This window comes from Metapseudomonas cellulosilytica, assembly GCF_049334135.1.
Lineage (GTDB): Bacteria > Pseudomonadota > Gammaproteobacteria > Pseudomonadales > Pseudomonadaceae > Metapseudomonas.
In genome coordinates this window covers 98892-125833 of the sequence record NZ_JBHZGN010000015.1, presented here as the reverse complement: position 1 = coordinate 125833, position 26942 = coordinate 98892, and the positions used below count along the sequence as shown (strand labels likewise).

Genomic DNA, 26942 nt, shown 5'->3' with positions numbered 1-26942 from the left:
TACCCGGGCCTTCTTCTGTCAGGCGATCTTCTCGGCCGGCAATGGCAAGGCCGGCAGGCGCTGGTCGAGCAGGCCCAGACCCTCCTGGAACAGCTGGTTGCTGCGCTCGACCTCGCCCATCTGCGCCAGCAGGCGGGCCAGCTCGGCACAGGTTTCGGGGTCGCGGCGCACGTTCAGGCTGCGCTCGAAATACTCCCGCGCCTTGCCCCAGAGGCGATTGCGCAGGCACAGGCGACCCAGGGTAAGGAGCAGCGTGGCGTCGCCGCTATGCTCCTTGAGCCAGCCTTCGGCAGTCTGCAGCTGACGCGCCGGGTCGCGACCGCGCAGCAGGCCATAGAGCCGCACCAGGGCGTCGTCGTGACCTCGCTTGATGGCATTGCGTACGACTTCCTCGGCCTCTTCCTCGGCGCCCAGGCGGCGCAGCTGTTCGGCGAATGCCAGCACCAGACGCGGCTCATTGCGCTGCGCAGCGGACAGTTGCTGCCAGGCGCGAGTCAAGGGCTGCAGGGCGGTTTCGCCCTCGTTCAGGCCCTCCTCGCCGGCCTGGTGCAGGCGCGCGCTCCAGGCACGCAGTTCCAGTTCGGCGAGCTGGCTTTCCGGTAGCGCCTTCTCCTTGCGCAAGGTCGGCAGCAGACCGACCAGGGACGCCCAGTCGTCGCGCACTTCGTGCAGGTGCAGCAACTGACGCAACACCTGGTGGTGACGCGGGTGGCGCTCCTGCACCGCTTTGAGGGTTTCCAGGGCCTTATCCGATTCGCCCCGATCCAGCTGCAGCTCGGCATGGGCCAGGGCGATCGCCAGCTCGGCCTGCGGCTGGCGCTCCAGGGCGCGCTCCAGCAGTTGTTCGGCTTCTTCGGTCTGGCCGATCTTCTGCGCGGCGCGGGCGGCGCCCAGGTAGTAGATCAGCGGCTGCGGATCGCCTTCGGCTGCGCGCTTGAGATGGCGCAGGGCCCGCGCCCAGCGACCTTCGGCCAGGTCCAGCAGGCCTTGTTCGGACGCCAGCCGCGCACGGCGGCGGGCATTGCGCCGCGACCAGGGATTGACCACACCGCCAGACACCACCACCAATCGCAGCAGGTAGCGCAGGCCGGCGAACAGCAGCCAGAGTACCGCCAGCAGCGCCAGGGTCGCCCAGAGCGTGGATTCGTAGCGGAACCCCTTGTAGGCCACCAGCACATAGCCCTTGTGCTGGGCCACGGCCATGCCGATCAGGGTGGCGGCCGCACCTATCACCAGAAGGATCAGCAGGACCTTGAGCAGGCGCTTCATTGACCGGTCTCCTTGGCCGGCGCGGCGGCATCCGGCTCCCCGGTTTCAGCGGCGGCCGCGCCCGGAGTGCGTTGCAGGTAGGCCTGCAATGCGCTCAACGCGGGCGCGAGGTCGGGGGCCTGGACTTCCACTGGCTGGCCGGCGAGTTCGTCGAGTCGCGCCAGCAGGGCGCGGCTGTCGGGGTTTTCATCGTTGAAGTGGCCATTGAGCACGTCACGAGCCTGGCGCAACGACTGCTGGTAGACCTGGGTCTGGCCATGCAGCGCGCCCCATTGGGCCTGCTCCAGGGCCAACGACAGGGCGAGGCGGATCCGCGACAGGTCCTGTCCGGCCAGCAGCGGCTTGATGTCCTGGTCGGCATTGAGCTGGATGCGGAAGTAATGGGAGAGCTTCTCCAGCCACTCGGACCAGCGGCTGCGGCCATCGCCTTCGGCGGCCATGTCCATCAGCACGCCCCCCTTGTCTTCGAAGGCCGGTACCAACGGATTGAGTTGCGCGGCCTGGTCACGCAGCGCCCCCAGTTGCAGGAACAGGCCGGTGCGGTCCGGCTGTTGGGTGCTGCGCAGGGCCACCAGGCTTTTGGCCAGCTGTTCGCGGGCGGCGTAGGCACCGGGGTCGTCCTGCTCACGAAGGATATCGTCGGCGGCCTGCACCAGCGCGGTGGCGCTGTAGATGTCCTGCAACGCCGAGAGACGCAGACTGGCCAGACGCAGCAGGTGCTCAGCCTCGGCCAGGCGCCAGTCCTTGCGGCTGGCGCCCAGGATGGTTTCCAGGCGCTGGCGCAGTTGCTGCTGGTCACCCTGGAGATCCACCAGCAGACGGCGACGCTCGTCCAGTTCGGCGGCACTGGGCAGCTCCTCGAGGCGCTGGGTGAGCTGCTGTTCGCGCTGGGCCAGGGCTCGGGTCTGGCCACGAGCGTCCTCGACCATGCTGAGCTGCTGCTGGTCACGGGACTCAAGGCTGCGGACCTGCCAGAGGCCCCAGCCGCCCACGGCGATGCCAGCGGCGCCCAGCAGCAGGGCGAACAGGGCCAGACCATTGCCACGGGGGGCAGGCGCGGCAGCGGCGGGGGTGACGGGTTCGGCGGCTACGGTGTGTTGCTCTTGTTTCGGGGCTTCTGCTTCGCTCACGTATCCATCCTTCGCATCAAAGGGTCGGCGCCGGATGCTGCCTGAGCGCCGCCAGCAAGGCCGCGGCACTGGCACCACGGCAATCAACAACATTCTTCGCGCCCGCTTCGATGGCTTGCTCGGCCACGCGCGGACTGGGTACGAACAGGGTCAGGTGCGCCAGATCGGCCCAGGCGTCGCCCGCCAGTCGCTGGAGGTTCTCCAGGCCCTGGCCACTGCTGACCACCAGGCCATTGAGGCATTCCGCCTCGACCCGCCGCGCGAGGGCGTCCGCCGGGTATTCCGGCAGGCAGCGCCGGTAGAGTTCCAGATAGTCGACCGCGACGCCTTGGCCGCGCAAGCGCTCGGCGAGGAATTCTCGGCCACCCTCGCCGCGCATGATAAGGACCTTTGGATCGGCGACCGCCAACGCATCCGAAAACGCTGACAACGACAGTAGAGCCTCGCTGTCATCCCCGCTGGCCGGCCAGGCCGTCGGCAGGCCATAGGCATCCAGCAGCGCCCCGGTGGCGGAGCCGACGCTGAACCAGCGCTGCCCCGCCGGAGGCTGTGGCCAGTAGCGGTCGAGCAGGTCGAGACCGAGGCGTGCCGCCGGCTTGCTGACCACCACCACCGCACAGTAACGGTCGAGTTCGAGGATGATGCCGCGCTGCTCGGGCGACTCCGCGAGGGGCTCGATGGTCAGCAGCGGCATGCTGCTACTGAAGACCTGCTGTTCGGCCAGGGTCGCGGCCAGGGCTTCGCACTCCTCGACGGGGCGCGTCAGCAGCAACCGCCAGCCCGTCACGGGTGACCGGCCTCGCCGTAGACCGCCTTGAGGATCTCCCCGGCGCCCAGTTGCAGCAGCTCATCGGCCACCCTGGTGCCCAGGGCCTCGGCCTGTGCAGCGGCGGCACGGCCTTCGGCGCGCAGCAGCTGGCCGCCATCGGGCTGGCCCACCAGGCCGCGCAGCCAGAGCTGGTCGCCTTCGAGCACCGCATAACAGGCGATCGGCACCTGGCAACCGCCATTGAGGCGTTTGTTCAGGGCGCGCTCAGCGCTGACGCGCAGGGCGGTCGCTTGATGATGCAAGGGCGCCAGCAGGGCATGGATTTCGCTGTCGGCGCTGCGGCACTCGATGCCCACGGCCCCCTGGCCGCCGGCCGGCAGGCTGTCTTCGACACTGATGGCGGAGCGGATGCGCGCCTCGAAGCCAAGGCGGATCAGGCCGGCGGCGGCGAGGATGATGGCGTCGTACTCACCGGCATCCAGCTTGGCCAGGCGGGTGTTCACGTTGCCGCGCAGGAATTGGATCTTCAGGTCCGGCCGGCGGGCCAGTAACTGGGCCTGGCGGCGCAGGCTGGAGGTGCCGACCACACTGCCAGCGGGCAGTGCATCGAGGTTGTCGAAGCGGTTGGAGACGAAGGCATCGCGCGGGTCTTCGCGCTCGCAGATGCAATAGAGACCGAGGCCTTCGGGGAAGTCCATGGGCACGTCCTTCATGGAGTGCACGGCGATATCGGCTTCGTTCTCCAGCAGGGCGGTTTCCAGCTCCTTCACGAACAGGCCCTTGCCGCCGATCTTCGCCAGGGGCGCATCGAGCAGTTTGTCACCCTTGCTGACCATGGGCACCAGGCTGACCTTGAGGCCGGGGTGGGCTTCTTCCAGACGGGCTTTGACATATTCGGCCTGCCACAGGGCCAGGGCACTCTTGCGGGTGGCAATGCGGATCTCGCGGGACATGATCACTTCCGGAAACGGTTATGTCCGGAATCATAACAGGCCCGCGAGCGGCCAGGGCGCGAGCGGATGTCGCGGAACGACACCGGCTTGCGAATAAACGCAGTCGATAGGAAACGGGCCGACTGGCGGCAGCCCGCTACAGGTTGTTCATCAGTTTGCGAACGCCGGCGACATGGCGGCGGCTGACCGTCAGCGCCTCGCCGTTCATGCCCTTGAGGTACAGCTGGAAGTGCCCGAGCGGGGTTCGCTGCAGGCGCTCGATCCGCTCGCGGGCCACCAGGGCGTTGCGGTGGATGCGCACGAAACGGTCGCCGAACTCGTCTTCCAGCGCCTTCAGCGGTTCGTCCAGCAGCACTTCGCCGTGTTCATGGCGCAGGGTCACGTACTTGTGGTCGGCGATGAAGAAGATCACCTGGTCCAGGGGAATCAGCTCGATTCCTTTCCGGGTACGGGCACTGATGTGACTTCGGGGACCGCTCCCGCTGACCGCAGCCGGACGGGTCAGCGCAGCGAGTTGCACACGGTTGGGCCGCTCGGCCTTCTTCAGCGCCTCGGCCAGGGATTCGGAGCGCACCGGCTTGACCAGGTAGCCGACGGCGCTGACCTGGAAGGCCTCCAGGGCGAACTCGTCATGGGCCGTGCAGAAGATCACCGCCGGCGGCGCCTCGCGTTCGCAAAGCCTGGCGGCCACTTGCAGCCCATCCAGGCCAGGCATGCGGATGTCCAGCAGAACCACATCCGGCTTGAGGCTGTCGATCAGGGTGAGCGCCTCCTCGCCATTGCTGGCGGCAGGCTCCAGGACACGGTACCCCTCGAGGTCGCCGACCAGACGGCTGAGGCGCTCGCGGGCAAGGGGTTCATCGTCGACGATCAGGACATTCATATCGCACGGGCTTCCTGCGTGAGTCTCGCACAAGGATAGCGTAGACAGGTGAAGTGGCGGCCGTCACGGCGCTCCACGCTGAGACTTGCCCGCGGCCCGAAAAGTGCCGTCAGGCGCGCGTCGATATTGCGCAGAGCCTGCTGGGTACCACGCGATGGCGACTGCCCCTGGGCCTCTTCGTAAGGGTTGCTCACGCAGAGGCGGAACATGCCATCGCGATAATCCGCTTCGATTCGTACCAGCCCCCCTTCGATGCGCGGCTGGATGCCATGGATCAGGGCGTTCTCCAGCAAGGGCTGCAGCGTCAATTGGGGGATGGGCAGATCTTCCGGTACTTCTTCCACCTGCCACTCCAACTGTAGCCGTTCTCCGAGACGATATTGCTCGATCGAGAGATATCGTTTCGCCAGCTCCAGTTCCTCGCCCCAGTCGACCAGGGTTCCGGGCTTGGCCAGGCTGGCACGGAAAATGTCGGACAGGTCGAGCACCGCCTGCTCCGCCTTGTCCGGATCGATCACCACCAGGCTGGCGATACTGTTCAGGCTGTTGAAGAGAAAGTGTGGGCGGATGCGCGCCTGCAGGGACTCGATACGCGCCTTGAGTTCGGCCTGCTGCTGCTTGCGCCACTGGCTCTGCAGGTAGAAATAGCGCAGCAGCAGCGTCGACATGATCAGGCTGATGAGTCCATGGCGCAGGTAGAGGTTGACCTCGCCGCTGCGCGGCATCGGCCCGCCGAGGTCGAAGTAGTCGGCCACCGCGGTGCCGGCCAGGGTCAGCCCGACCACCAGCGCGCAGCAGAGGCCACCGGCCAGAGACGCCCGCATGCGCGCCAGCAGCGGCCGGAGCTGGCAGAGCAGCGCCGCCGAGAGCAGGACGATCCATTGCACGAAGAGCGAGGTCAGGGCCAACCGCACCCAATTGAAACTGGGCAGCATGGGCTCGGCCAGCACCAGCACCAGCACCAGGAGCTCCGCCAGCAGCACCAGCCCGAGCAGGGCCTCCGGCAGGCAGAGCTCAGGCAGGAAGAAATCGTCGTTGGCGCTTTTCGAATGCGCTTTCTTGGTCAGGCGCTTGTGCATCCCGGACATATCCCCAAAGGCCCGGCAGGCGACAAGCCGGGGCCGCCGGGCAAAAGCCAGTACTGAACCATCAATCCCACGGCACTTCCGTGAAGGCCCCGGCAAACCGCCCTGCCCCCGACCGGACAGGCCGCGCCGGTTTTTCCGGCAACACTGGTATTATCGACGGTATTTTCCGGCCCATCGGCTTTCTTTCACCTTCCGCATCGAGTGAACCCATGAGCACCGACAAGACCAACCAGTCCTGGGGTGGCCGCTTCAGCGAGCCCGTCGACGCCTTCGTCGCCCGTTTCACCGCGTCCGTTGACTTCGACAAGCGCCTGTACCGCCACGACATCATGGGCTCCATCGCCCACGCCACCATGCTGGCGCAGGTCGGTGTACTCAGCGAAACCGAACGCGATGCCATCATCGACGGCCTGAAACAGATCCAGGGCGAGATCGAGGCCGGCAGCTTCGACTGGCGTGTGGACCTGGAAGACGTGCACATGAACATCGAGGCGCGCCTGACCGACCGCATCGGCGTCACCGGCAAGAAGCTGCACACCGGTCGTTCGCGCAACGACCAGGTGGCCACCGATATCCGCCTCTGGCTGCGCGACGAGATCGACACCATCCTCGGCGAGATCACCCGCCTGCAGCAGGGCCTGCTGGGCCTGGCCGAGGCGGAAGCCGACACCATCATGCCCGGCTTCACCCACCTGCAGACCGCCCAGCCGGTGACCTTCGGCCACCATCTGCTGGCCTGGTTCGAAATGCTCAGCCGCGACCACGAACGCCTGGTGGACTGCCGCAAGCGGGTCAACCGCATGCCCTTGGGCAGCGCCGCCCTGGCCGGCACCACCTACCCGATCCAGCGTGAGGTCACCTGCCAGCTGCTCGGTTTCGAGGCGGTCTCCGGCAACTCCCTGGACGGCGTGTCCGACCGTGACTTCGCCATCGAATTCTGCGCCGCCGCGAGCCTGGCGATGATGCACCTGTCGCGCTTCTCCGAAGAGCTGGTGCTCTGGACCAGCGCCCAGTTCCAGTTCATCGACCTGCCCGACCGCTTCTGCACTGGCTCCTCGATCATGCCGCAGAAGAAGAACCCCGACGTGCCGGAACTGGTGCGCGGCAAGTCCGGCCGCGTGTTCGGCGCCCTGACCGGCCTGCTGACCCTGATGAAGGGCCAGCCGCTGGCCTACAACAAGGACAACCAGGAAGACAAGGAACCGCTGTTCGACGCTGCCGACACCCTGCGCGACAGCCTGCGCGCCTTCGCCGACATGGTTCCGGCCATCAAGCCCAAGCGCGAGATCATGCGCGAGGCGGCCCGCCGTGGTTTCTCCACCGCCACCGACCTGGCCGACTACCTGGTGCGCAAGGGCCTGCCCTTCCGCGACTGCCACGAAATCGTCGGCCATGCAGTGAAGTACGGCGTGGACAGCGGCAAGGACCTTGCCGAGATGAGCCTGGACGAGCTGCGCAAGTTCAGCGACCAGATCGGCGACGACGTCTTCGCCGTGCTGACCCTGGAAGGCTCGGTCAACGCCCGTGATCACATCGGCGGCACTGCGCCGAACCAGGTGCGTGCCGCCGTCCAGCGCGGCAAGGCCCTGCTCGCCGCCCGCTGACCCGCTCACCGGGCGGCGCCCGCATGCACCGCCCGGCTTCGCCGATGACAGGAAATCGCCATGACCGACGACATTGATGACGGCGAAGAGGCCTTCGCCGAAGCCACCCTGATCCAGGCCATCGAGAACCAGATCGAGGCCGACAGTCCTCCCGCCGCCCGCGCCACCTTCAACAAGCTGACCCTGGTAGGGTACGAGCGCGAGGAAATCCTCCAGCTGATGGCCCTGGTGCTGGCCCACGAAATCGACGCCATGCTCAAAGCCGATCGCGCCTTCGACGGCGAATGGTACGAAAGGGCCTTGCGGGCGCTACCCGACCTGCCGGAAGATCAGGCCTGACCTCGCCTACACTCCCAAGACTCCAGACTCCGGCCGGCTCACGCCGGCCTCCGCTGTACAACAAGAACTAGGAGCGACTATGGTCTTCACCCCCGAACTCATCGCCGAATTCGAACTGCTGGCCCTGTTCAACCTGGATAACACCCAGGAAGGCATCAAGGTCCACAACAGCGCCAACCCCAGGGCCCAGGCCGCAGTGATGCGGCTGCACCAGAAGGGCCTGATCACCCAAGCCGACGGCGGCTACCTGACCAGCCTGGGTCTCGATGCCGCCGAACACGTCCAGGCCCTGCGCACCATACTCCTGCCCGAACACGCCTGACGCACCACGCGCCGCTCAAGTCGGTAACATCGCGGGCGATACAATGCGGAGGCCTGCCGGCAGTCAAGGCTGCCGGCCGGGCCGCCAGCATCGGGACAAGTACAGAGCATGACGCGCACCCAGGAAATCCGCCCGGATATCGACGACGGCATCGACCGCAAGGTCCTCGCGCAGCTGCGCGCCCGCTTCCTCAAGGTCAATGACGGCCGGCTGAGCCGCGCCATGCAGGCGTTGTCCACGCGCCAACAACTGGTCCTGAAGCTGTTGCCGCTGCTGTTCCACGTCAATCACCCGCTGCTGCCCGGCTACGTTTCCGCTACCGCGCCGGCCGGGGTCGCCGCCTTTGAACCCGACGACGAGTTGCTGGCCGAAGCCCAGCGTCTGACCCGCTCCTTCGCCTACAAGCCACGCCGTGGCCCGCAACCCGCCCCCATCCACGGCCTGTTCCTGATGGGCAGCCTGGGCACCATTGCCCAGGCCGAGCAGAGCGACATGGACATCTGGGTCTGCCATGCGGCGGAACTGGATGCCGGCGCGATCGCCGAACTGCAGCGCAAGTGCAGCGCCCTGGAGGAATGGGCGGCCAACCAGGGGGCCGAGGCGCACTTCTTCCTGATCGACCCGGTCCGCTTCACCCGGGGCGACCGCGAGGCGCGGCTGACTTCGGACGACTGCGGCACGACCCAGCACTACCTGCTGCTGGACGAGTTCTACCGCACCGCGATCTGGCTCGCCGGGCGTACGCCGCTCTGGTGGCTGGTGCCGGTGTACGAGGAAGCGCGCTACGCCGAGTACACCCGCACCCTGCTGACCAAGCGATTCATCCGCGCCGAGGAAGTGCTCGACCTCGGCCACCTGGCCCACATTCCGCCCGGCGAATTCATCGGCGCCAGCATGTGGCAGCTCTACAAGGGCATCGAGTCACCCTACAAATCGGTGCTCAAGTTGCTGCTCACCGAGGTCTACGCCAGCGAGCATCCGCAGGTGGCCTGCCTGTCCCTGCGTTTCAAGGAAGCGGTCTACGCCAACCGCCTCGACCTCGATGAGCTGGACCCCTACATGGTGGTCTACCGGCGCCTGGAGGAATACCTGCGCGAGCGCGGTGAATCCGAGCGCCTCGAGCTGATCCGCCGCTGCCTCTACCTGAAGGTGAACAAGAAGCTCAGCAGGCCGCCACGCAGCCGCAGCAAGAGCTGGCAGCGCCTCTTGCTGGAGCGCCTGACCGCGGAGTGGCGCTGGCCGCACCGCCAGTTGGCGATGCTCGACAGCCGCAGCCAGTGGAAGGTGCGCCAGGTGCTCGCCGAGCGTCGTGCCCTGGTCAATGAGCTGACCTACAGTTACCGCTTCCTCTCCCAGTTCGCCCGCAGCGAACAGGCCACAGGTACCCTCAGCAGGCGTGACCTGGGCGTGCTCGGCCGACGCCTCTATGCCGCCTTCGAGCGCAAGGCGGGCAAGGTGGAATTCATCAATCCCGGCATCGCCCCGGACATCGCCGAAGACACCCTGACCCTGGTGCAGTGCCCCAGCCCGGAAGCCGAGGGCGAGACCCAGTGGGCGCTGTTCTCCGGCAGCCTGAACGTGCAGGAATGGCAGGACTTCGCCCCGCTCAAGCGCAGCCGCGAACTGCTCGCCCTGCTTGCCTGGTGCCACCGCAATGGCGTGATCGACGTCGGCACCCGGATCTCCCTGCACCCCGGCGCCAGCGACCTCACCGAAGCGGAACTCTCCAACCTGTTGGCGAGCCTGCAGCAGGCCTTCCCCCAGCCCCTCGGCCAGGTGGACGAGAACGCGCTGTTGCGGGCCGGCGTACCGGCCGAGGTGCTGCTGCTGGTGAACGTCGGCATCGACCCGCTGAAGCAGCACAGCCAGAAAAATCTGCACCTGATCAGCGAACGTACGGATGCACTGGGTTTTTCCGGGGTGCGCGAGAACCTGGTGCAGACCATCGACCAGGTGACCCTCAACAGTTGGAACGAGATGCTGGTGCGGCGCTATGAAGGTCCCGACGCCCTGCTCTCCTGCCTGCGCGACTACCTCAACAGCCTGCCCGCCGACGGCGCCCAGCCGGAACTGCGGGTGCGCTGCTTCTGCCGCAATCGCGCCCAGGCCATCGGCCAGCGGGTGGAGGAGCTGTTCGGCGATGCCCGCAAGATGCTCGGCGCCACAGGCGTATCGCGCTTCCTGCTGCAGGTGCGCCAGCGCTTCCACGTGCTGCAACTGGAACCGGGCCAGGTCAGCCACGCCAGCCTGGCGGACCTGCCGGCACTGGTGGAGCATCTGGGCCGTGACCTGCCGGGCTACAGCCCGCTGCAACTGGACCGTCACGCCCTGCAGGACCAGGACCTGGCGCTGATCCTGCCGCTGGGCCGGCCCGACTGCATTCAAGTGTTCTATCGCCAGGATGGCGACAGCGCCGAGATCAGCCTGCTGGACGAGCACAACGCACTGTGGCGCCAACGCCTGCCCTTTCATGACGAGCAGAGCCTGCTGACGCCATTGCACCGCTTCCTGCAGTCACTGCTCTACCGGCGCAACGCCCTGTTGCCACTGGACAGCCCGCAGGTACCGCCGGCAGCGGAAATCCTCTACTACGAGGTGGTGCGCCAGGGCCGCCAGCTGGAGCGCCGCGCGGCCCCCACGGCGGCAGTGAGCCACCCTTTCTATGACGTGCAGGCGATCGTCGAGCCCGGCGAACAGGGCCAGGTCCACGCCACCCTCTACTGCAACCACCGGGAATTCTCCGAGCTGGAATACGGTGCCGGCCTGTTCGCCGCCGTGGCCCGGCACATCCTCGCGCAGCGCCGCGTGCCGGAGCGCTATCCCTGCTACATCACCGACCTGGACCTGTCGCGGGTCCCGGGCAAGGGCCAGGCACAGACGGTCCACTACCTGCGCTACAAGGTCGAACTGGAAGAACGGCTGAACCGGGCATTGCGCGACGCCTGAGTCAGCTCTGTAGTAGCGAATTCATTCGCGATTGAAAGCGCTTACAATCCGCTGATTCGGACAGCCCATCCTACAGAGCTGAACCGCCGGCCTCTGTCCTGTAGGGGCGAATTCATTCGCCAAGGGTGGCGTAGCCGCCCCATGCAAATTTCGAAGGGCGAACCTGCGGTCCGCTTGGCGATTGAAATCGCCCCTACAAGGTCGTGCGGATCAGCGGGCGTATTCGCCGGCCGCTTCGGGCTGGTACTCGACGTTCAGCAGGGTCAGCTTGAGGGTCTTGCCGCCGGGAACCGGCCAGTCGATATGCTGGCCGACGGACAGGCCGAGCAGCGCGCTGCCCACCGGAGCGAGGATGGACACCTTGCCCTCGCCACCCGCGTCCTCCGGGTAGACCAGCGTCAGGTGGTAGTCCTTGCCACTGCCTTCCTCCCGGCAATGCACGCGGGAATTCATGGTCACCACGCCCGGCGGAACTTCCTCATGACCAACCACCTGGGCGCGAGCCAGCTCGCGCTCCAGCGCCTCGGCGGCGGGGCCGAACTCCTCCAGGCTGTCGAGCAGGCGCTCCAGGCGTTGCAGGTCGAGACGGGTGATGGTGATGGGCGGCTGGGTGTTCATGGCGAACGCGCGACTCCTTGTGCAAGTTGCGAAAAAAGCGAAACCCCGCCCGAAGGCGGGGTTTCTGAATCTGTCTCTCCGGACAACTCATCCGGAAGCCCGACAGTACGTCAGCCCGGCGGCGATTGGCAAGACCGCCCGGTCAGCCGGGCGTCGGGCGCCGCCGCAGAAGGGCGCCGCCGCAGAAGGGCGGCGGCGCAGATTTCGCGGCGGCGCGTGTCGTTGGCCTGGCTCCACTCGCAGATTTCCGTGAGGGTCCGGCCGCAGCCGACACAGACATCGGCATCGTCCAGGCAGCAGCGGCGCACGCAGGGCGACGGATGGCGGGCCGTGGGCGCGCTGTCAGAGCTCGTCGAACTCAAGGTCTTCGCCCACCTGTTCGCGGGTCACGCGGCTGAGCAGCTCACCCAGGGGCTCGTCACTGCTGTCGCAGATCCAGCGGCCGCTGGCCGGGTCGTAATCGAAGTGGAAGCCCCCCGAGCGCGCCGCCACCCAGAGCTGGCGCAACGGTTCCTGGCGGCTGAGGATCACCTGGCTGCCGTTTTCGAAGCGCACGGTGAGCACGCCACCGGTGTTTTCCAGATCCAAGTCCAGGTCGCTATCGTCGAATGCGTCCTCCACCAGTGCCTGGGCGGCATCGACCAGGTCGTGGAATTGGGCTTCGCTCAAAGTCATCGGGTTCTACCTCAGGGCATGGAGTGTGGGGGGCGACGGTACTCGCCGAGGCGCTGTCCGGTCCAGTTGGCTGAAGGATAACCCGGGTAGACAGGTGACCGAGACCGAGCCGACATCGGCCGCGGCGCTATCCATGGGATCTCCTTTTTCAGCCGTCAATGCTAGCCCCGCAGAGGCCCGCAGGCCACGCCGGGCGGGAACTCCGGCGAATAGGCAAGGCGTCGGGGGGTCGGTATACTCCGGAACAATTCACGTTTTCTGCAAGGACTCCGTCATGAAGCGACTCCACGCCCCCTTCGTCGCCCTGCTCGCCGTCGCCTGTCTGCTGGCCGGCTGTGGCCAGAAAGGCCCGCTTTACATGCCCGACGACGAGAAAGCGGCGAAAGAGCACCAGAAAGACGTGTACATCCGCTGATCGGGGGAACAGCCATGGACGCTTTCACTTACCGCGACGGGGAGCTGTTCGCGGAAGGCGTAGCGCTGTCCGATATCGCCGCCCGCTTCGGCACGCCCACCTACGTCTATTCCCGAGCCGCCATCGAAGCCGCTTACCGGGCCTATGCCGACGCCCTGGCCGGCCCGGGCATGGTCTGCTACGCGGTCAAGGCCAACTCCAACCTCGGCGTGCTGAACCTGCTGGCGCGCCTCGGTGCGGGCTTCGACATCGTTTCCAGCGGTGAATTGGAACGGGTCCTGGCTGCCGGTGGCGCGCCTGGCCGCATCGTTTTCTCCGGCGTCGGCAAGACCCGCGACGACATGCGCCGCGCGCTGGAAGCCGGTGTGCATTGCTTCAACGTCGAGTCGCGCAACGAACTGGAACGCTTGCAGAACGTGGCCGCCGCCATGGAAGTGAAGGCCCCGGTTTCCCTGCGGGTGAACCCGGACGTGGATGCCGGTACCCACCCCTATATCTCCACGGGCCTGAAGGAAAACAAGTTCGGTATCGCTATCGAAGAAGCGGAAGCCGTCTATGCCCAGGCCGCCAGCCTGCCGAACCTCGAGGTGATCGGCGTCGATTGCCACATCGGCTCGCAGCTCACCAGCCTGGAACCTTTCCTCGATGCCCTCGACCGCCTGCTGGCACTGATCGACCGCCTGAGCGCGCGCGGCATCGCCATCCGCCACCTGGACCTCGGTGGCGGCCTCGGCGTGCGCTACCGCGACGAACAGCCGCCGCTGCCCGGCGAGTACATCCAGGCCGTGCGCCAGCGCCTGCAGGGCCGCAACCTGGAACTGCTGTTCGAGCCAGGCCGCTCCATCGTCGCCAACGCCGGCGTCCTGCTGACCCAGGTGGAATACCTCAAGCACACTGAACACAAGGATTTCGCCGTGATCGATGCGGCCATGAACGATCTGATCCGCCCGGCGCTCTACGACGCCTGGATGGATGTGGTGCCGGTGCAGCCCCATGCCGGCGACGAGCGCACCTACGACCTGGTCGGCCCGATCTGCGAAACCGGCGACTTCCTCGCCCGTGATCGCAATCTGGTGCTGTCCGAGGGCGATCTGCTGGCGATTCGCTCCGCCGGCGCCTACGGTTTCGTGATGAGTTCCAACTACAACACCCGCGGCCGTGCCGCCGAGGTACTGGTGGATGGTGAGCAGGCCTTCGAGGTCCGCCGCCGCGAAACGATCGAAGACCTTTACGCCGGCGAAAGCCTGCTGCCGCAGTGAGGGCGCAGCCATGCTATTGCGCTTCACCAAGATGCACGGCCTCGGCAACGACTTCATGGTCCTCGACCTGGTCAGCCAGCACGCCCATATCCAGCCCAAGCACGCCAAGCAATGGGGCGATCGCCATACCGGGATCGGCTTCGACCAGTTGCTGATCGTCGAAGCGCCGACCAATCCGGACGTCGACTTCCGTTACCGCATCTTCAATTCCGACGGTTCGGAAGTGGAGCAGTGCGGCAACGGTGCCCGCTGCTTCGCCCGCTTCGTCCTCGACAAGCGCCTGACGGTGAAGAAGCGCATCCGCGTCGAAACCAAGGGCGGCATCATCGAACTGGATGTCCGGCCGGACGGCCAGGTCACCGTGGACATGGGCCCGCCACGCCTGGTCCCGCAGCAGATTCCCTTCGTCGCCGACGCCGAAGCCCTCAGCTACCCGGTCGAGGTGGACGGCCAGGTCGTCGAGCTCGCGGCCGTCTCCATGGGCAACCCCCACGCGGTGCTGCGGGTGGACGACGTCGCCACCGCGCCGGTGCACAGCCTGGGGCCGAAGCTGGAACACCATCCGCGCTTCCCGCAGCGGGTCAACGTCGGCTTCCTGCAGATCATCGACCGCAAGCAGGCGAAACTGCGCGTCTGGGAACGTGGCGCCGGGGAAACCCAGGCCTGCGGCACCGGCGCCTGTGCCGCCGCGGTGGCGGCGATCCGCCAGGGCTGGATGGACTCCCCGGTACAGCTCGAACTGCCGGGCGGCCGACTGTCCATCGAGTGGGCCGGCCCCGGGACCCCCGTTATGATGACCGGACCCGCCGTCCGCGTATTCGAAGGACATGTTCGCCTATGACCGACCAGCACCAGGATCAGCCGCAGCACCTCGATGCCGAAACGGTGGCCGCCTACCTGCGCCACCATCCGGAGTTCTTCGTCCATCACGATGAGCTGATTCCGGAAATGCGCATCCCGCACCAACCGGGTGATGCCGTTTCCCTGGTGGAACGCCAGATCAAGCTGCTGCGCGAGCGCAACATCGAGATGCGCCATCGCCTGTCGCAATTGATGGACGTGGCTCGCGAGAACGACCGGCTGTTCGACAAGACCCGCCGCCTGGTGCTCGACCTGCTCGACGCCTCCAGCCTGGAGGAAGTGGTGGGCGCGGTGGAGGACAGCCTGCGCCATGAATTCCAGGTGCCCTTCGTCAGCCTCATCCTGTTCAGCGAGAACAGTCTGCCGGTGGGCCGCAGCGTCAGCACCGCCGAGGCGCACCAGAGCATCGGCGGCCTGCTGGCCGGCGGCAAGACCATCTGCGGCGTGCTGCGCAGCCATGAACTGGAATTCCTCTTCGGCATCGAGGAGCGCGACCAGGTCGGCTCGGCCGCCGTGGTCAGCCTGACCCACCAGGGGTTGCACGGCGTGCTGGCCATCGGCAGTCCGGACCCGCAGCACTACAAGAGCTCCCTGGGCACGCTGTTCCTCGGCTACATCGCCGAAGTCCTGGCCCGTGTCCTGCCGCGCTTCGCCACTCCGCTGCGCTCGGTGAGATAACCCGCCGCGCAGCCCAAGGAAGTCCCATGCAAGCCGACCTGGATGCCTACCTGAACCACCTGCGCAGCGAACGCCAGGTCTCGGCGCATACCCTGGACGGCTATCACCGGGACCTGCTCAAGGTGCGCGCGCTCTGCGAGAAATACGCCATCGCCGACTGGAGCGACCTGGACGTGCGCAGCCTGCGCGGCTTCATCGCGAGGCTGCACCAGGACGGCCTGTCCAGCCGCAGCCTGGCCCGCCTGCTGTCGGCGGTGCGCGGCCTCTACCAGTACCTGATCCGCGAAGGCCGCTGCCGCCACGACCCGGCCAGTGGTCTCGCCGCGCCCAAGGGCGCCCGCCGCCTGCCTCGCGCGCTGGACGCCGACCGCGCCCAGCAATTGCTGGACGGCGCCGTGGAAGACGACTTCATCGCTCGCCGCGATCAGGCCATGCTGGAGCTTTTCTACTCGTCCGGCCTGCGCTTGTCCGAGCTGGTGGGCCTCGATCTCGACGGCCTCGACCTCGCCGCCGGCCTGGTGCGGGTGCGCGGCAAGGGCAACAAGACCCGTGAGCTGCCGGTGGGAAGCAAGGCGCGCGAGGCGCTGGAAGAGTGGCTGCCGCTGCGCGCCGCGAGCCGACCGGGCGAACCGGCCGTGTTCGTCAGCCAGCAGGGCCGCCGCCTGACGCCACGTGCCATCCAGCTGCGCGTGCGCCAGGCCGGGGTTCGTGAACTGGGCCAGCATTTGCATCCGCACATGCTGCGGCATTCCTTCGCCAGCCATATGCTGGAATCGTCACAGGACCTGCGGGCGGTGCAGGAGTTGCTCGGCCACGCCGACATCACCACTACCCAGATCTACACCCATCTGGATTTCCAGCACCTGGCCTCGGTCTATGACAAGGCCCACCCAAGAGCCAAGCGACGCGGAGCGGACGAATGAGCATCCAGCTGATCACCTTCGACCTGGACGACACCCTCTGGGACAACCGCCCGGTGATCGAAGGCGCCGAAACGGCCATGCGCGACTGGCTGATGGAACACACACCGGTGCTCGGTGCCCTGCCGGTGGAACACCTCTGGGCGATTCGCGCCGAGGTCCTGGCCGCCGAGCCCAGCCTCAAGCACCGCCTCAGCGAATTGCGCCGGCGCACCCTGCGTCGGGCACTGGAAGGCGTCGGCTACAGCAGCGAAGACGCCATGGACCTGGCCGAAGGCGCCTTCCAGGCCATGCTCCAGGCGCGTCACCGCATCACCTTCTATCCCGACACCGTGCCCACCCTGGAACGCCTGGCCAACCGCTACAGCCTGGGCGTGATCACCAATGGCAACGCCGACGTGCGCCGCCTGGGCCTGGCCGACTACTTCAAGTTCGCCCTCTGCGCCGAGGAGCTGGGCATCGGCAAGCCGGACCCCATGCCCTTCCTCGAGGCCCTCAAGCGTGGCGGAGTCGCCCCCGGGGAAGCCGTGCACATCGGCGACCACCCGGCCGACGACATCGAAGGCGCCCGCCGCGCCGGCCTGCGCGCCATCTGGTTCAATCCGCTGGGCAAGGAATGGAGCGGCGACCAATTGCCGGACGCCGAGATCACCAGCCTGCGGGAACTGCCCGAGGTGCTGGCGCGCTGGGCCAGGTGGCATTGAGCGTCGGCCATCACACGTCCAGGCCCACCGGAATCCTGTAGGGGCGAATTCATTCGCCAAGCAGGCCGTAGGCCTGCCAGCGGGACGTCATGGGGCTGCTTCGCCGCCCTTGGCGATTGAAATCGCCCCCACACCAGAAAGAGCCCCCCCCAACCTCTCCCTCACATTCCATCGCCCATGAAAAAGCCCGCCAGTAGCGGGCTCTCTAGACGGATGCCGACCTCAGATGGGGCGGCTGCCGTACTTGCTGTCCGGCTTCTTCGGCGGGTCGGCTACCACATTAGGTTCGACCTCCTGCACCTTGCCACCACGGGCCAGGAACTCTTCCATTGCCTTGGCCAGGGCGTCACGTTCTTTCTGCTTGGCTTCGATGCTGGGCATTTCTTCGACGTCGACCGCGGCCTTGGCCTTGCCCTTCCCGGAGGGGGCAGCGGCTTCGCCGTCGTCGTCGCTATCGCCATCATCGGCTGCAGCCAGCTCTTCGCCGTCTTCCTCGTCGGCCGCTTCCAGCTCGTCTTGTTCCAGTTCTTCGTCGCTCATGTTCTACCTCATGCCTTGCCAAAGCAGGTTAGTTATAGCCCAGCTGCGCCAGCTTTCTAACGCCGCCGGAAAAATTTCAGCGCCCCTCGCCGTGCAAGGTCGCTAGAATCCTGCGCGCACCGCCCTGGTCGCGGTGCTCGCCCAGGTAGACACCCTGCCAGGTGCCCAGTGCCAGCTGCCCGTCCCGGACCGGCAGACTCAGCTGACAGCCGAGCAGGCTGCCCTTGAAGTGCGCGGGCAGATCGTCCGGCCCTTCATGATCATGTTCATAGCCGCTTTCACCCTGGGGCACCAGCCGATTGAAGAACCGCTCGAAATCCCGTCGCACCGCGGGATCGGCATTCTCGTTGACCGTCAGGGAAGCCGAGGTGTGCTGCAGCCAGAGGTGCAACAGACCGACACGACAGCGCCGCAGTTCCGGCAATGCCGCCAGGATTTCCTCGGTGACCAGGTGGAAGCCACGCGGTCTCGGGCGCAAGGTGATCAGGGTCTGCCACCACATCCGCAAATACCTGTCTCGGCTCTTACGGCCGGCATTCTAGCGCGGCCGCTGAAAAAGCAAAGGGCGCCTTGCGGCGCCCTTTCGGCTTTCTTCCCGACCACCCCGCCGGCTTCCGCCGGACGGGGAAATCACCTGGATCAGAGGTTGTAGCCGCGCTCGTTGTGCTGGGCCAGGTCGAGGCCGACGGTCTCTTCCTCTTCGTTGACCCGCAGGCCCATGACCACGTCCAGCACCTTGAGGATCACGAAGGTGACGATGCCGGTGTAGACCACGGTGAAGGCCACGCCTTCGAACTGGGTCAGCAGCTGGGCGCCGATGTCTTCGACGGTGCCGAAGCCACCCAGGGCCGGAGCCGCGAATACGCCGGTCAGCAGGGCGCCGATGATGCCGCCGACGCCATGCACGCCGAAGGCGTCCAGGGAGTCGTCGTAGCCCACCTTGCGCTTGAGGCTGGTGGCGCAGAAGTAGCAGAGCACGCCGGCCACCAGGCCGATGACCAGGGCGCCCATCGGGCCGACGGTACCGGCGGCCGGGGTGATGGCGACCAGGCCGGCGACCACCCCGGAGGCGATACCCAGGGCGCTCGGCTTACCGTGGGTCAGCCACTCGGCGAACATCCAGCCCATGGCCGCGGCGGCAGTGGCGATCTGGGTGACCAGCATGGCCATGCCGGCGGTGCCGTTGGCGGCTACCGCGGAGCCGGCGTTGAAGCCGAACCAGCCGATCCAGAGCATGGCGGCGCCGAGCAGGGTGTAGCCGAGGTTGTGCGGGGCCATCGGGGTGTGCGGGTAGCCCTTGCGCTTGCCCAGCACCAGGCAAGCCACCAGGCCAGCCACACCGGCGTTGATGTGCACGACGGTGCCGCCGGCGAAGTCCAGCACGCCCCAGTCCCACATCAGGCCGCCGTTGCCACTCCACACCATGTGGGCGATCGGGGCATAGACCAGGGTGAACCAGACGCCCATGAAGATCAGCATGGCGGAGAATTTCATGCGTTCGGCGAAGGCGCCGACGATCAGGGCCGGGGTGATGATGGCGAAGGTCATCTGGAAGGTGATGAACACGCTCTCAGGCACCGCATACACCAGGCTGCTGGTGTTCAGGCCGCTGAGGAAAGCCTTGGACAGGCCGCCCACGAAGGAGTTGAAGTTGATCACGCCCTGTTCCATGCCGGTGGTGTCGAAGGTCAGGCTGTAGCCGTAGACCACCCACAGGATGCTGATCAGGCCGGTGATGGCGAAGCACTGCATCATCACCGAAAGCACGTTCTTGGACCGCACCATGCCGCCGTAGAACAGCGCAAGGCCGGGAATCGTCATGAACAGCACCAGTGCAGTGGCGACGATCATCCATGCCGTGTCGCCGCTGTTCAGCACAACCTCGTCGGCGGCCATGGCCAGGCCGGGACAAACGAGGGACAAAAGGGCTCCTAGCCCTGCGATCTTACGCAGAGTCATGTTGTTTTCTCCTGGGGCGTTGGGGTTCGGAGGCTTAGATCGCGTCTGTGCCGGTTTCGCCGGTACGGATACGGATGGCCTGTTCCAGATTGACTACGAAGATCTTCCCGTCACCGATCTTGCCGGTATTGGCAGCCTTGGTGATGGCTTCGATCACGCGATCCAGCTGGTCGTCGGCGATGGCCACGTCGATCTTCACCTTCGGCAGGAAATCGACGACGTACTCGGCGCCACGGTACAGCTCGGTGTGGCCCTTCTGCCGCCCGAAGCCCTTGACCTCGGTGACAGTGATGCCCTGCACGCCGATCTCCGACAACGACTCACGCACGTCGTCGAGCTTGAAAGGCTTGATGATGGCGGTGACTAGCTTCATGAAACTTCTCCCGTGTTTGGTTGACTTGCCCCAGGAAAAACGAACCCGGCTCAAGTCTAAGCGCAGTGTCTGGCTTTGTAACGCGTCGGACCGCCCTGGCTCGGCACTCCAACAAAAAAACCAACCGCTTCTGGCGAAACACTCCCCCGCCTCGCCCGGTGCACCGGAACTGCATCGGTGCATGCGTCGCCCTGCACCAAGCAGAATTCTTGCCAGCTCTGCGGAAAGTGCCTTTTTTCAAGCAGATACTGGCTTAGTGCCGGCCGAACCTCGCTGGATCGCGGCGCATATCGCACCAAAGGGGTGCGCAGCGCCCCATGCCATTGCTCAAAAAGTGTGCACCGCCCATCGCCGGTCCGGGCACGCCCCCCCGTGGTAGACTCCCGCCCATTCACCTACGGAAACCCACCATGCTGCCGCCCAAAGCCCTGCTCGACACCCTCGCTTCCCACGCCTCGCGCCTGTTCAGCGGCGAAAGCCCGCTGCCCCGTGCAGAGGTCGAGGCCCAGTTCAAGGTCCTGCTGCAGAGCGCTTTCGGCAAACTCGACCTGGTCAGCCGTGACGAGTTCGACAGCCAGATGGTGGTACTCGCCCGCACCCGCGCACGCCTGGAAGCCCTGGAGGCCAAGGTCGCGGAACTGGAAGCCAAGCTGAACCCGCCGCCGGCCGAGTGATCCCGGTCCGGCCGGCGGACCGATCAAGGAGTGATCAATGTCCCTGGCCATCGTCCACAGCCGCGCGCAGGTCGGCGTCGAAGCCCCTGCCGTGACCGTCGAAGCGCACCTCGCCAACGGCTTGCCGTCCCTGGCCCTGGTGGGCCTGCCGGAAACCGCGGTGAAAGAGAGCAAGGACCGCGTCCGCAGCGCCATCCAGAACAGCGGCTTCGATTTCCCACCCCGCCGCATCACGCTCAACCTGGCCCCGGCCGACCTGCCGAAGGATGGCGGCCGCTTCGACCTGGCCATCGCCCTCGGCGTGCTCGCCGCCAGCGGCCAGTTGCCGACCGAGCCCCTGGAGCAGGTGGAGTGCCTGGGCGAGCTGGCCCTCTCCGGCACCCTGCGCCCGGTGCAGGGCGTCCTGCCCGCCGCGCTGGCGGCGCGGGCCGCCGGACGCACCCTGGTGGTGCCCAGGGAGAATGCCGAGGAAGCCAGCCTGGCCACCGGCCTGACGGTCCTGGCAGCCGGTCACCTGCTGGAACTGACCGCCCACTTCGCCGGCCACACACCGCTGGCGCCCTACCAGTCCCGGGGCCTGCTGCAGGAACGACCGCCCTACCCCGACCTCGCCGAGGTCCAGGGCCAGGCCGCCGCCAAGCGCGCCCTGTTGGTAGCCGCGGCGGGTTCCCACAACCTGCTTTTTTGCGGGCCCCCTGGGACCGGCAAGACCCTGCTCGCCAGCCGGCTTCCCGGGCTGCTGCCGCCCCTGGAAGACGATGAGGCGCTGGAAGTGGCCGCCATTCACTCAGTGGCCAGCCATGCCCCGTTGCAAGTCTGGCCGCAGCGCCCCTTTCGCCACCCCCACCACAGTGCTTCCGGCGCGGCGCTGGTGGGTGGCGGCAGCCGGCCGAAACCTGGCGAGATCACCCTGGCGCACCAGGGCGTGCTCTTCCTCGATGAACTGCCGGAATTCGACAGGAAAGTGCTGGAGGTGCTGCGCGAACCCCTGGAAAGCGGCGAGATCGTCATCGCCCGCGCCAACGACAAGGTACGCTTCCCCGCCCGCTTCCAGCTGGTGGCGGCAATGAATCCCTGCCCCTGTGGATATCTCGGCGACCCCGGCGGACGCTGCCGCTGCACGCCTGACCAGATCCAGCGCTACCGCGCCAAACTGTCCGGCCCGCTGCTCGACCGCATCGACCTGCACCTGACCGTCGCTCGCGAGGCCACCGCCCTGGCCCCCACCGCCCAGAGCGGCCCTGGCAGCCTCGAAGCCGCCGGTGAGGTAGCCCGCGCGCGCCGGGTGCAGCTCCGGCGCCAGGGCTGCGCCAATGCCTTCCTCGACCTCAACGGCCTGCGTCATCACTGTCGCCTCGCCAAGCCCGACCGCGAGTGGCTGGAGGGCGCCTGCGAGCGCCTCAACCTGTCGCTGCGCGCGGCCCACCGCATCCTCAAGGTCGCCCGTACCCTGGCCGACCTGGAGCAGACCGGCGAGATCGGCCGGGCGCATCTGGCCGAAGCCTTGCAGTACCGTCCGGAGTTCCAGGCCTGAGCAGGACAACTACTACAAAAGCTATCAGCCAGGTAGGGTGGATGTCGCTTTTTACATCCACCAGCGATGTTATGCCGGGCCTCGAATGGTGGACCGGGAAAGCGTGGTCCACCCTACGACTGGATGCGCCAGCGCTGGGTCAGTGCCTAGGTAAGCCCCGCTCGTTGGGCTTTGTGCCTCAGCCCAACCTACCGTTCTGACCCGGATGAAATCCGGGGACAGTCCCGCCGGCGCTCCCGGATTCATCCGGTCTACAAAGACCAGCACTCATACGCCGCCACGCCAAGGGGAAAAATCACAACAAAAACTATCGGAAATTTCCTACTCAAAGGTTGACTCTATCGACTGTGCTAGGATGCTGCGCCTTCCGCCTGTGGCGGCCATCCGATAACAAGGAGAGCTAGCTCGATGGAGGCAAATAAGTCTTCGCAATCCACCCTCAACCCGCCGGTCTTTTTCGGCTCCGCAATACTCATCATCGCCTTGGTGCTCTACAGCACCCTGGCCCGCGACCAGGCCCAGGCCCTGTTCGGCCAGATCCAAGCCTGGATCCTGCTCAACGCCAGCTGGTTCTACGTCCTCAGCGTGGCGCTGATCCTCATCACCGTGGTCTTCCTGGCGGTCAGCCGTTTCGGCGATATCAAGCTCGGCCCCGACCATAGCGAGCCCGACTACACCCACGGCACCTGGTTCGCCATGCTGTTCGCCGCCGGCATGGGCATCGGCCTGATGTTCTTCGGTGTCGCCGAACCCCTGATGCACTACGCCAATCCGCCTGTGGGCGACCCCAACACCGTGGCCGCGGCCAAGGAGGCGATGAAGCTCACCTTCTTCCACTGGGGCCTGCACGCCTGGTCGATCTACGCCATCGTCGCGTTGATCCTGGCGTACTTCTGCTACCGCCACGACCTGCCGCTCACCCTGCGCTCGGCGCTGTATCCGCTGATCGGCGAACGTATCTACGGCCCCATCGGCCATGCTGTGGATATCTTCGCGATCCTCGGGACCGTGTTCGGCATCGCCACCTCCCTGGGGTACGGCGTGCTGCAGATCAACGGCGGCCTCAACCACTTGTTCGGCCTGCCGGTCAGCACCCCGGTGCAGCTCGGCCTGATCGCCCTTACCTGCGGCCTGGCCACGCTGTCGGCGGCCAGTGGCCTGAACAAGGGCATCCGCGTCCTATCCGAGCTCAACCTCGCCCTGGCGGTGATCCTGATGCTGGTGGTGCTGGTCCTGGGCCCCACCGTCTTCCTGCTGCAGACCTTCGTGCAGAACACCGGCGGCTACCTCTCGGACATCGTCAGCAAGACCTTCAACCTCTATGCCTACGAACCCACCGACTGGATCGGCGGCTGGACCATCCTCTATTGGGGCTGGTGGCTGTCCTGGTCGCCCTTCGTCGGCCTGTTCTTCGCCCGCATCTCCCGTGGCCGCACCATCCGCGAGTTCGTCTGCGGCGTCCTCTTCGTCCCCGCCGGCTTCACCCTTTTGTGGATGACGGTGTTCGGCGACACGGCCATCCACATGGTGCTGCACCAGGGTCTCACCGACCTGGTGGACACGGTCCGGCAGGACAGCTCGATGGCCTTGTTCGCCTTCTTCGAGCACTTCCCCTTCGCCTACTTCCTGTCCCTGGTGGCGGTGGCCATGGTCGTAGTGTTCTTCGTCACCTCGGCCGACTCCGGCGCCCTGGTGCTGGACATGCTGGCCTCCGGCGGACGCGACGAGACGCCTCTGTGGCAACGCCTGTTCTGGTCGATCCTGGTAGGGGTGGTCGCCATGGCCCTGCTGCTGGCCGACGGCCTCAAGGCCCTGCAGGCCGCCACCATCGCCAGCGCCCTGCCCTTCGCCGCGGTGCTGCTGGCCGCTACCTGGGGGCTGCTCAAGGCGCTGCGCCTGGATGCCACCAAGCGCGGTATTCGCTACCAGTCGCTCAACCTCTCGCGTCCGGCCCAGCGCCAGCACGGCGGCTGGCAGCGGCGCCTGCGCAATATCCTGATGTTCCCCCGGCGCAGCCACGTCACCCGCTTCATCAGCGAAGTGGTGCAGCCCGCCTGCGAGGAGGTGGCCGATGAACTGCGCAAGCAGGGGTACGAGGTGCAGGTACTGAATGGCGAGGAGGGTCGCTGCAAGCTCAATGTCGGGCACGGTGCGGATGTGGACTTCAGCTACGAGGTGCGCCCGCGCGCCTTCCTCCTGCCGCGCTTCGCCACACGCGAAAATGGCGACGACAATGGCGATGCGCGCAAGTACTTCCGCGCCGAGGTCTACCTGCGCGAAGGCGGACAGGACTATGACGTGATGGGCTGGAGCCGCGAGGAAGTGATCGGCGACCTGCTCGACCAGTACGAGAAGCACCTGCACTTCCTGCATGTGGTGCGCTGAGTCCTTACCCGGTAATCCGTGAAAAACCTTTTTTTGGGGCAGCTGCGCTGCCCTTGGCGAATGAATTCGCCCCCACAGGAAAGGCCCCCACTCGGAGCAGCGCCCGAAACATTCATCCACAGCCTGGCCCCACGCTTACCACGCCAGCTTGCGATACTCGCCGTCCCGTTTCCCGGAGTCCGGCATGACCAGCTTCAACCTCGGCCCCCTCGCCATCCCGATGCAGCATGCGCTGCTCTACCTCGGGTTCTTCGCCGCGCTATTCGCCGGCTGGCTGGCCGGTCGCAAGCGCAAGACCAATCCCGAAGGCACACTGTTCGTCATGCTGGTCGGCGGCCTGCTGGCGGCGCGGGTGGCCTTCGCCGCCAGCTACTTCGAGCAGTATTCGGACGAGCCGTTGGGCCTTGTGGATATCCGCGATGGCGGCTTCCTGTTCTGGCCCGGCCTGATCGCCGCCGCCCTGCTGGGGGCCCTGCTCGCCTGGCGCCAGCCGGCCCTGCGGCAACCCTTGGTGATCGCCCTGCTGGCGGGCTGCAGTGTCTGGGGTGGCGGCCAGGCCGTGGTCTCGGCCCTGGAACGCAGCCGGCAGCTGCCAGCGCTAAGCCTGATGGACCTGCAAGGTCGCCCGGTGGATTTGCGCGAACTGGATGGCCGGCCACTGGTTATCAACCTCTGGGCGACCTGGTGTCCGCCATGCCGCCGCGAAATGCCGGTACTGGAAGCGGCGCAGAAGGCCCGCCCACAGGTGCGCTTCCTGCTGGTCAACCAGGGCGAACATGCCGAAGCGGTGACCCGCTACCTGGCCGAGCAAGGCCTGGCGCCCCGGGAAGTCCTGCTGGATAGCGGCAATCGCCTGAGCCAGGCCACCGGCTCCTTCGGCCTGCCCACCACACTCTTCTACGACCCGCAGGGCCGGCTGCGGCACAGCCAGATGGGCGAGCTGTCGGCGGCAAGCCTGGAGTACGGCCTGCGCCAGTTGCCTTAACCCACGCCAAGCGCCCGAACCTGATGTACCTGCAAGGCCGTCCGATGCCGCCTGGACGGCCCAGACCACTCGCTCACTCGATGGGTTGAGCTTTCCTGCCGCAAACATCCGATCCATCGGGCCGCTCAAACTTCGCTAGTGCTTTCGACCGTATTGAATGGTCGGAAACGTCCTTCAGAAAACCCAAAAAACATATTCAAAGTTCACGCACTCGATTGCCGTCATCCCCGTCATTGATTGATATGGATCAAACAAAAGTGCGCTTCGCCTATTGCGTAGGAAAAACCCTACAAGCTCGGAAGAATTACCTCGTAGCCCGGTAGGAATGCACTTATAGATACACTTCACAACTTCATTGAAAATTTAACCAACTCCCAAGGAGTTCAACGACGCAAAAACCTCAATCAGCCAAAAGGAAGTTCTATCGTGACTATCTCCATGAAAAGTCTGCTGGCCGCCGCTGTCGCCAGCATCCTGGCCAACGGCGCAATGGCCGCTGACGGCACCATCAACTTCAAGGGCGAAATCGTCGCCGCCTCCTGCAACATCACCGGCGGCGCCGGCACCAGCGTGACCGGTGAAAAGGGCAACCAGATCATCGACGTCAAACTCGGCAAGGTCGCCATCGACACCCTCAGCGGCAACGGCATCGCAGGCGGTACCAACATCAACCTGAACCTGGATTGCGGCAGCACCGGCACCGGCCTGACCCACGTCCAATTGAAGTTCGACCCGGCGTCCGGCTCCGGCTTCGACAGCAACACCGGCCTGCTGAAGACCACCGGTGACGCCAAAGGCGTTGGCATCGGCCTCTACAAGACCGACGGCACCCGCATCAACCTGGCCAACTCGAGCGACGTCTTCGAGGCCGAACTGGTCAAGGCCGGCACCGATCCGGACTTCACCTACACCGCCGACATGAACCTGCGCGCCGGCTACGTCATGAGCGGCAAGGTTGAAGACGTCAAGCCGGGTACCGCCGACGGCACCCTGCCCTTCACCCTGACCTACCGCTAACCCACCCGCGCCGGAGGGGGTTCGCCCCCTCCGCACCAGAGG

Annotated in this window: 28 protein-coding genes; 15 read left to right on the top strand and 13 right to left on the bottom strand. The window is 66.2% G+C overall.

Annotated features, from left to right (window positions below; genetic code table 11):
- Positions 1 to 18 precede the first annotated feature (18 nt).
- From ACFW0H_RS19405 to ACFW0H_RS19380, 6 genes are all read right to left on the bottom strand, one after another.
- Complete coding sequence (locus ACFW0H_RS19405; protein WP_422915488.1) at positions 19 to 1269, bottom strand: heme biosynthesis protein HemY; 1251 nt, start codon at positions 1267 to 1269, stop codon at positions 19 to 21.
- Positions 1266 to 2399, bottom strand: a complete 1134-nt coding sequence (locus tag ACFW0H_RS19400; protein WP_422915487.1) for a uroporphyrinogen-III C-methyltransferase — start codon at positions 2397 to 2399, stop codon at positions 1266 to 1268. Before ACFW0H_RS19400 ends, ACFW0H_RS19405 begins: the two co-directional genes overlap by 4 nt.
- Before the next feature lie 16 nt (positions 2400 to 2415).
- Positions 2416 to 3186: a uroporphyrinogen-III synthase gene (locus tag ACFW0H_RS19395; RefSeq protein WP_422915486.1), complete on the bottom strand. Its 771-nt coding sequence runs from the start codon at positions 3184 to 3186 to the stop codon at positions 2416 to 2418.
- Entirely contained in the window at positions 3183 to 4124 is a 942-nt protein-coding gene (gene hemC, locus ACFW0H_RS19390) for a hydroxymethylbilane synthase (protein WP_422915511.1), read from the bottom strand. The genes ACFW0H_RS19395 and hemC overlap by 4 nt, the downstream gene beginning before the upstream one ends.
- A gap of 133 nt (positions 4125 to 4257) precedes the next feature.
- A complete protein-coding gene (locus ACFW0H_RS19385; RefSeq protein ID WP_151138304.1) occupies positions 4258 to 5004 on the bottom strand; it encodes a LytR/AlgR family response regulator transcription factor in 747 nt (248 codons plus the stop codon).
- Positions 5001 to 6083: a sensor histidine kinase gene (locus ACFW0H_RS19380; protein ID WP_422915485.1), complete on the bottom strand. Its 1083-nt coding sequence runs from the start codon at positions 6081 to 6083 to the stop codon at positions 5001 to 5003. Before ACFW0H_RS19380 ends, ACFW0H_RS19385 begins: the two co-directional genes overlap by 4 nt.
- Positions 6084 to 6301: 218 nt before the next feature.
- Here ACFW0H_RS19380 and argH point away from each other — a divergent pair, with 218 nt between their 5' ends.
- The 4 genes from argH to ACFW0H_RS19360 all read left to right on the top strand — a co-directional run bounded on the left by argH (position 6302) and on the right by ACFW0H_RS19360 (position 11303).
- Complete coding sequence (gene argH, locus ACFW0H_RS19375; RefSeq protein WP_422915484.1) at positions 6302 to 7696, top strand: argininosuccinate lyase; 1395 nt, start codon at positions 6302 to 6304, stop codon at positions 7694 to 7696.
- 60 nt (positions 7697 to 7756) lie between these two features.
- Complete coding sequence (locus ACFW0H_RS19370) at positions 7757 to 8035, top strand: hypothetical protein (RefSeq protein ID WP_422915483.1); 279 nt, start codon at positions 7757 to 7759, stop codon at positions 8033 to 8035.
- A gap of 79 nt (positions 8036 to 8114) precedes the next feature.
- Positions 8115 to 8357 carry a TIGR02647 family protein gene (locus ACFW0H_RS19365; protein ID WP_069086196.1) on the top strand — a complete coding sequence of 81 codons (243 nt, stop codon included), beginning with the start codon at positions 8115 to 8117 and terminating at the stop codon, positions 8355 to 8357.
- 108 nt (positions 8358 to 8465) lie between these two features.
- Positions 8466 to 11303, top strand: coding sequence for a class I adenylate cyclase (locus tag ACFW0H_RS19360; protein WP_422915482.1), 2838 nt, complete (start codon positions 8466 to 8468; stop codon positions 11301 to 11303).
- Positions 11304 to 11513: 210 nt separating this feature from the next.
- Here ACFW0H_RS19360 and rnk read toward each other — a convergent pair whose 3' ends face one another.
- The 3 genes from rnk to cyaY form a co-directional block, all read right to left on the bottom strand.
- Complete coding sequence (rnk, locus tag ACFW0H_RS19355) at positions 11514 to 11921, bottom strand: nucleoside diphosphate kinase regulator (RefSeq protein ID WP_422915481.1); 408 nt, start codon at positions 11919 to 11921, stop codon at positions 11514 to 11516.
- Positions 11922 to 12031: 110 nt separating this feature from the next.
- On the bottom strand, positions 12032 to 12229 hold the full coding sequence (locus ACFW0H_RS19350) for a DUF1289 domain-containing protein (RefSeq protein WP_422915510.1): 198 nt from the start codon (positions 12227 to 12229) through the stop codon (positions 12032 to 12034).
- A gap of 34 nt (positions 12230 to 12263) precedes the next feature.
- Positions 12264 to 12596, bottom strand: coding sequence for an iron donor protein CyaY (gene cyaY, locus ACFW0H_RS19345; RefSeq protein WP_422915480.1), 333 nt, complete (start codon positions 12594 to 12596; stop codon positions 12264 to 12266).
- A 274-nt stretch (positions 12597 to 12870) separates the two neighbouring features.
- Between cyaY and lptM the strand changes: the two genes are divergently transcribed.
- From lptM to ACFW0H_RS19315, 6 genes are read left to right on the top strand one after another with little or no spacing between them, the layout of a single operon-like run.
- Positions 12871 to 13011 carry an LPS translocon maturation chaperone LptM gene (gene lptM / locus ACFW0H_RS19340; RefSeq protein ID WP_003457568.1) on the top strand — a complete coding sequence of 47 codons (141 nt, stop codon included), beginning with the start codon at positions 12871 to 12873 and terminating at the stop codon, positions 13009 to 13011.
- Between the two features lie 14 nt (positions 13012 to 13025).
- On the top strand, positions 13026 to 14270 hold the full coding sequence (gene lysA / locus ACFW0H_RS19335) for a diaminopimelate decarboxylase (protein ID WP_422915479.1): 1245 nt from the start codon (positions 13026 to 13028) through the stop codon (positions 14268 to 14270).
- 10 nt (positions 14271 to 14280) lie between these two features.
- Complete coding sequence (gene dapF / locus ACFW0H_RS19330; protein ID WP_422915478.1) at positions 14281 to 15111, top strand: diaminopimelate epimerase; 831 nt, start codon at positions 14281 to 14283, stop codon at positions 15109 to 15111.
- Positions 15108 to 15809: a DUF484 family protein gene (locus ACFW0H_RS19325; protein WP_422915477.1), complete on the top strand. Its 702-nt coding sequence runs from the start codon at positions 15108 to 15110 to the stop codon at positions 15807 to 15809. The genes dapF and ACFW0H_RS19325 overlap by 4 nt, the downstream gene beginning before the upstream one ends.
- A 26-nt stretch (positions 15810 to 15835) precedes the next feature.
- Positions 15836 to 16732: a tyrosine recombinase XerC gene (xerC, locus tag ACFW0H_RS19320; RefSeq protein ID WP_422915476.1), complete on the top strand. Its 897-nt coding sequence runs from the start codon at positions 15836 to 15838 to the stop codon at positions 16730 to 16732.
- Positions 16729 to 17433, top strand: coding sequence for an HAD family hydrolase (locus ACFW0H_RS19315; protein ID WP_422915475.1), 705 nt, complete (start codon positions 16729 to 16731; stop codon positions 17431 to 17433). The genes xerC and ACFW0H_RS19315 overlap by 4 nt, the downstream gene beginning before the upstream one ends.
- Positions 17434 to 17655: 222 nt before the next feature.
- Here the strand turns inward: ACFW0H_RS19315 and sutA are convergent, their stop codons facing one another.
- The 4 genes from sutA to glnK form a co-directional block, all read right to left on the bottom strand.
- Positions 17656 to 17973: a transcriptional regulator SutA gene (sutA, locus tag ACFW0H_RS19310; protein WP_422915474.1), complete on the bottom strand. Its 318-nt coding sequence runs from the start codon at positions 17971 to 17973 to the stop codon at positions 17656 to 17658.
- A gap of 76 nt (positions 17974 to 18049) precedes the next feature.
- The gene (locus ACFW0H_RS19305; protein ID WP_422915473.1) at positions 18050 to 18475 is read right to left on the bottom strand and encodes a secondary thiamine-phosphate synthase enzyme YjbQ; all 426 of its coding nucleotides are present in this window, start codon (positions 18473 to 18475) and stop codon (positions 18050 to 18052) included.
- 137 nt (positions 18476 to 18612) lie between these two features.
- Positions 18613 to 19932 (bottom strand): ammonium transporter, encoded by a 1320-nt coding sequence (locus tag ACFW0H_RS19300; RefSeq protein ID WP_422915472.1) that lies wholly within the window; start codon positions 19930 to 19932, stop codon positions 18613 to 18615.
- 34 nt (positions 19933 to 19966) lie between these two features.
- Positions 19967 to 20305, bottom strand: a complete 339-nt coding sequence (glnK, locus tag ACFW0H_RS19295; protein ID WP_003457590.1) for a P-II family nitrogen regulator — start codon at positions 20303 to 20305, stop codon at positions 19967 to 19969.
- A gap of 410 nt (positions 20306 to 20715) precedes the next feature.
- On the opposite strand from glnK, the gene ACFW0H_RS19290 reads away from it, so the two are divergent.
- From ACFW0H_RS19290 to ACFW0H_RS19270, 5 genes are all read left to right on the top strand, one after another.
- Positions 20716 to 20979: an accessory factor UbiK family protein gene (locus ACFW0H_RS19290; protein WP_422915471.1), complete on the top strand. Its 264-nt coding sequence runs from the start codon at positions 20716 to 20718 to the stop codon at positions 20977 to 20979.
- Positions 20980 to 21016: 37 nt separating this feature from the next.
- Entirely contained in the window at positions 21017 to 22513 is a 1497-nt protein-coding gene (locus ACFW0H_RS19285) for a YifB family Mg chelatase-like AAA ATPase (RefSeq protein ID WP_422915470.1), read from the top strand.
- Between the two features lie 408 nt (positions 22514 to 22921).
- Positions 22922 to 24898, top strand: coding sequence for a choline BCCT transporter BetT (betT, locus tag ACFW0H_RS19280; RefSeq protein WP_422915469.1), 1977 nt, complete (start codon positions 22922 to 22924; stop codon positions 24896 to 24898).
- A 184-nt stretch (positions 24899 to 25082) separates the two neighbouring features.
- Entirely contained in the window at positions 25083 to 25883 is an 801-nt protein-coding gene (locus ACFW0H_RS19275; protein ID WP_422915468.1) for a prolipoprotein diacylglyceryl transferase family protein, read from the top strand.
- A gap of 426 nt (positions 25884 to 26309) precedes the next feature.
- The gene (locus tag ACFW0H_RS19270) at positions 26310 to 26900 is read left to right on the top strand and encodes a fimbrial protein (protein ID WP_422915467.1); all 591 of its coding nucleotides are present in this window, start codon (positions 26310 to 26312) and stop codon (positions 26898 to 26900) included.
- Positions 26901 to 26942 lie beyond the last annotated feature (42 nt).

Excerpts from the sequence above, each read along its gene's own strand:
- ACFW0H_RS19385 (WP_151138304.1), bottom strand. The coding sequence starts at position 5,004 with ATGAATGTCCTGATCGTCGACGATGAACCCCTTGCCCGCGAGCGCCTC.
- ACFW0H_RS19300 (WP_422915472.1), bottom strand. The coding sequence starts at position 19,932 with ATGACTCTGCGTAAGATCGCAGGGCTAGGAGCCCTTTTGTCCCTCGTT.
- rnk (WP_422915481.1), bottom strand. The coding sequence starts at position 11,921 with ATGAACACCCAGCCGCCCATCACCATCACCCGTCTCGACCTGCAACGC.
- ACFW0H_RS19370 (WP_422915483.1), top strand. The coding sequence starts at position 7,757 with ATGACCGACGACATTGATGACGGCGAAGAGGCCTTCGCCGAAGCCACC.
- ACFW0H_RS19325 (WP_422915477.1), top strand. The coding sequence starts at position 15,108 with ATGACCGACCAGCACCAGGATCAGCCGCAGCACCTCGATGCCGAAACG.
- glnK (WP_003457590.1), bottom strand. The coding sequence starts at position 20,305 with ATGAAGCTAGTCACCGCCATCATCAAGCCTTTCAAGCTCGACGACGTG.
- ACFW0H_RS19380 (WP_422915485.1), bottom strand. The coding sequence starts at position 6,083 with ATGCACAAGCGCCTGACCAAGAAAGCGCATTCGAAAAGCGCCAACGAC.
- ACFW0H_RS19275 (WP_422915468.1), top strand. The coding sequence starts at position 25,083 with ATGACCAGCTTCAACCTCGGCCCCCTCGCCATCCCGATGCAGCATGCG.
- cyaY (WP_422915480.1), bottom strand. The coding sequence starts at position 12,596 with ATGACTTTGAGCGAAGCCCAATTCCACGACCTGGTCGATGCCGCCCAG.
- xerC (WP_422915476.1), top strand. The coding sequence starts at position 15,836 with ATGCAAGCCGACCTGGATGCCTACCTGAACCACCTGCGCAGCGAACGC.
- ACFW0H_RS19285 (WP_422915470.1), top strand. The coding sequence starts at position 21,017 with ATGTCCCTGGCCATCGTCCACAGCCGCGCGCAGGTCGGCGTCGAAGCC.
- betT (WP_422915469.1), top strand. The coding sequence starts at position 22,922 with ATGGAGGCAAATAAGTCTTCGCAATCCACCCTCAACCCGCCGGTCTTT.
- lysA (WP_422915479.1), top strand. The coding sequence starts at position 13,026 with ATGGACGCTTTCACTTACCGCGACGGGGAGCTGTTCGCGGAAGGCGTA.
- ACFW0H_RS19315 (WP_422915475.1), top strand. The coding sequence starts at position 16,729 with ATGAGCATCCAGCTGATCACCTTCGACCTGGACGACACCCTCTGGGAC.
- ACFW0H_RS19305 (WP_422915473.1), bottom strand. The coding sequence starts at position 18,475 with ATGTGGTGGCAGACCCTGATCACCTTGCGCCCGAGACCGCGTGGCTTC.
- argH (WP_422915484.1), top strand. The coding sequence starts at position 6,302 with ATGAGCACCGACAAGACCAACCAGTCCTGGGGTGGCCGCTTCAGCGAG.
- ACFW0H_RS19360 (WP_422915482.1), top strand. The coding sequence starts at position 8,466 with ATGACGCGCACCCAGGAAATCCGCCCGGATATCGACGACGGCATCGAC.
- dapF (WP_422915478.1), top strand. The coding sequence starts at position 14,281 with ATGCTATTGCGCTTCACCAAGATGCACGGCCTCGGCAACGACTTCATG.
- lptM (WP_003457568.1), top strand. The coding sequence starts at position 12,871 with ATGAAGCGACTCCACGCCCCCTTCGTCGCCCTGCTCGCCGTCGCCTGT.
- ACFW0H_RS19365 (WP_069086196.1), top strand. The coding sequence starts at position 8,115 with ATGGTCTTCACCCCCGAACTCATCGCCGAATTCGAACTGCTGGCCCTG.
- sutA (WP_422915474.1), bottom strand. The coding sequence starts at position 17,973 with ATGAGCGACGAAGAACTGGAACAAGACGAGCTGGAAGCGGCCGACGAG.
- ACFW0H_RS19290 (WP_422915471.1), top strand. The coding sequence starts at position 20,716 with ATGCTGCCGCCCAAAGCCCTGCTCGACACCCTCGCTTCCCACGCCTCG.
- ACFW0H_RS19405 (WP_422915488.1), bottom strand. The coding sequence starts at position 1,269 with ATGAAGCGCCTGCTCAAGGTCCTGCTGATCCTTCTGGTGATAGGTGCG.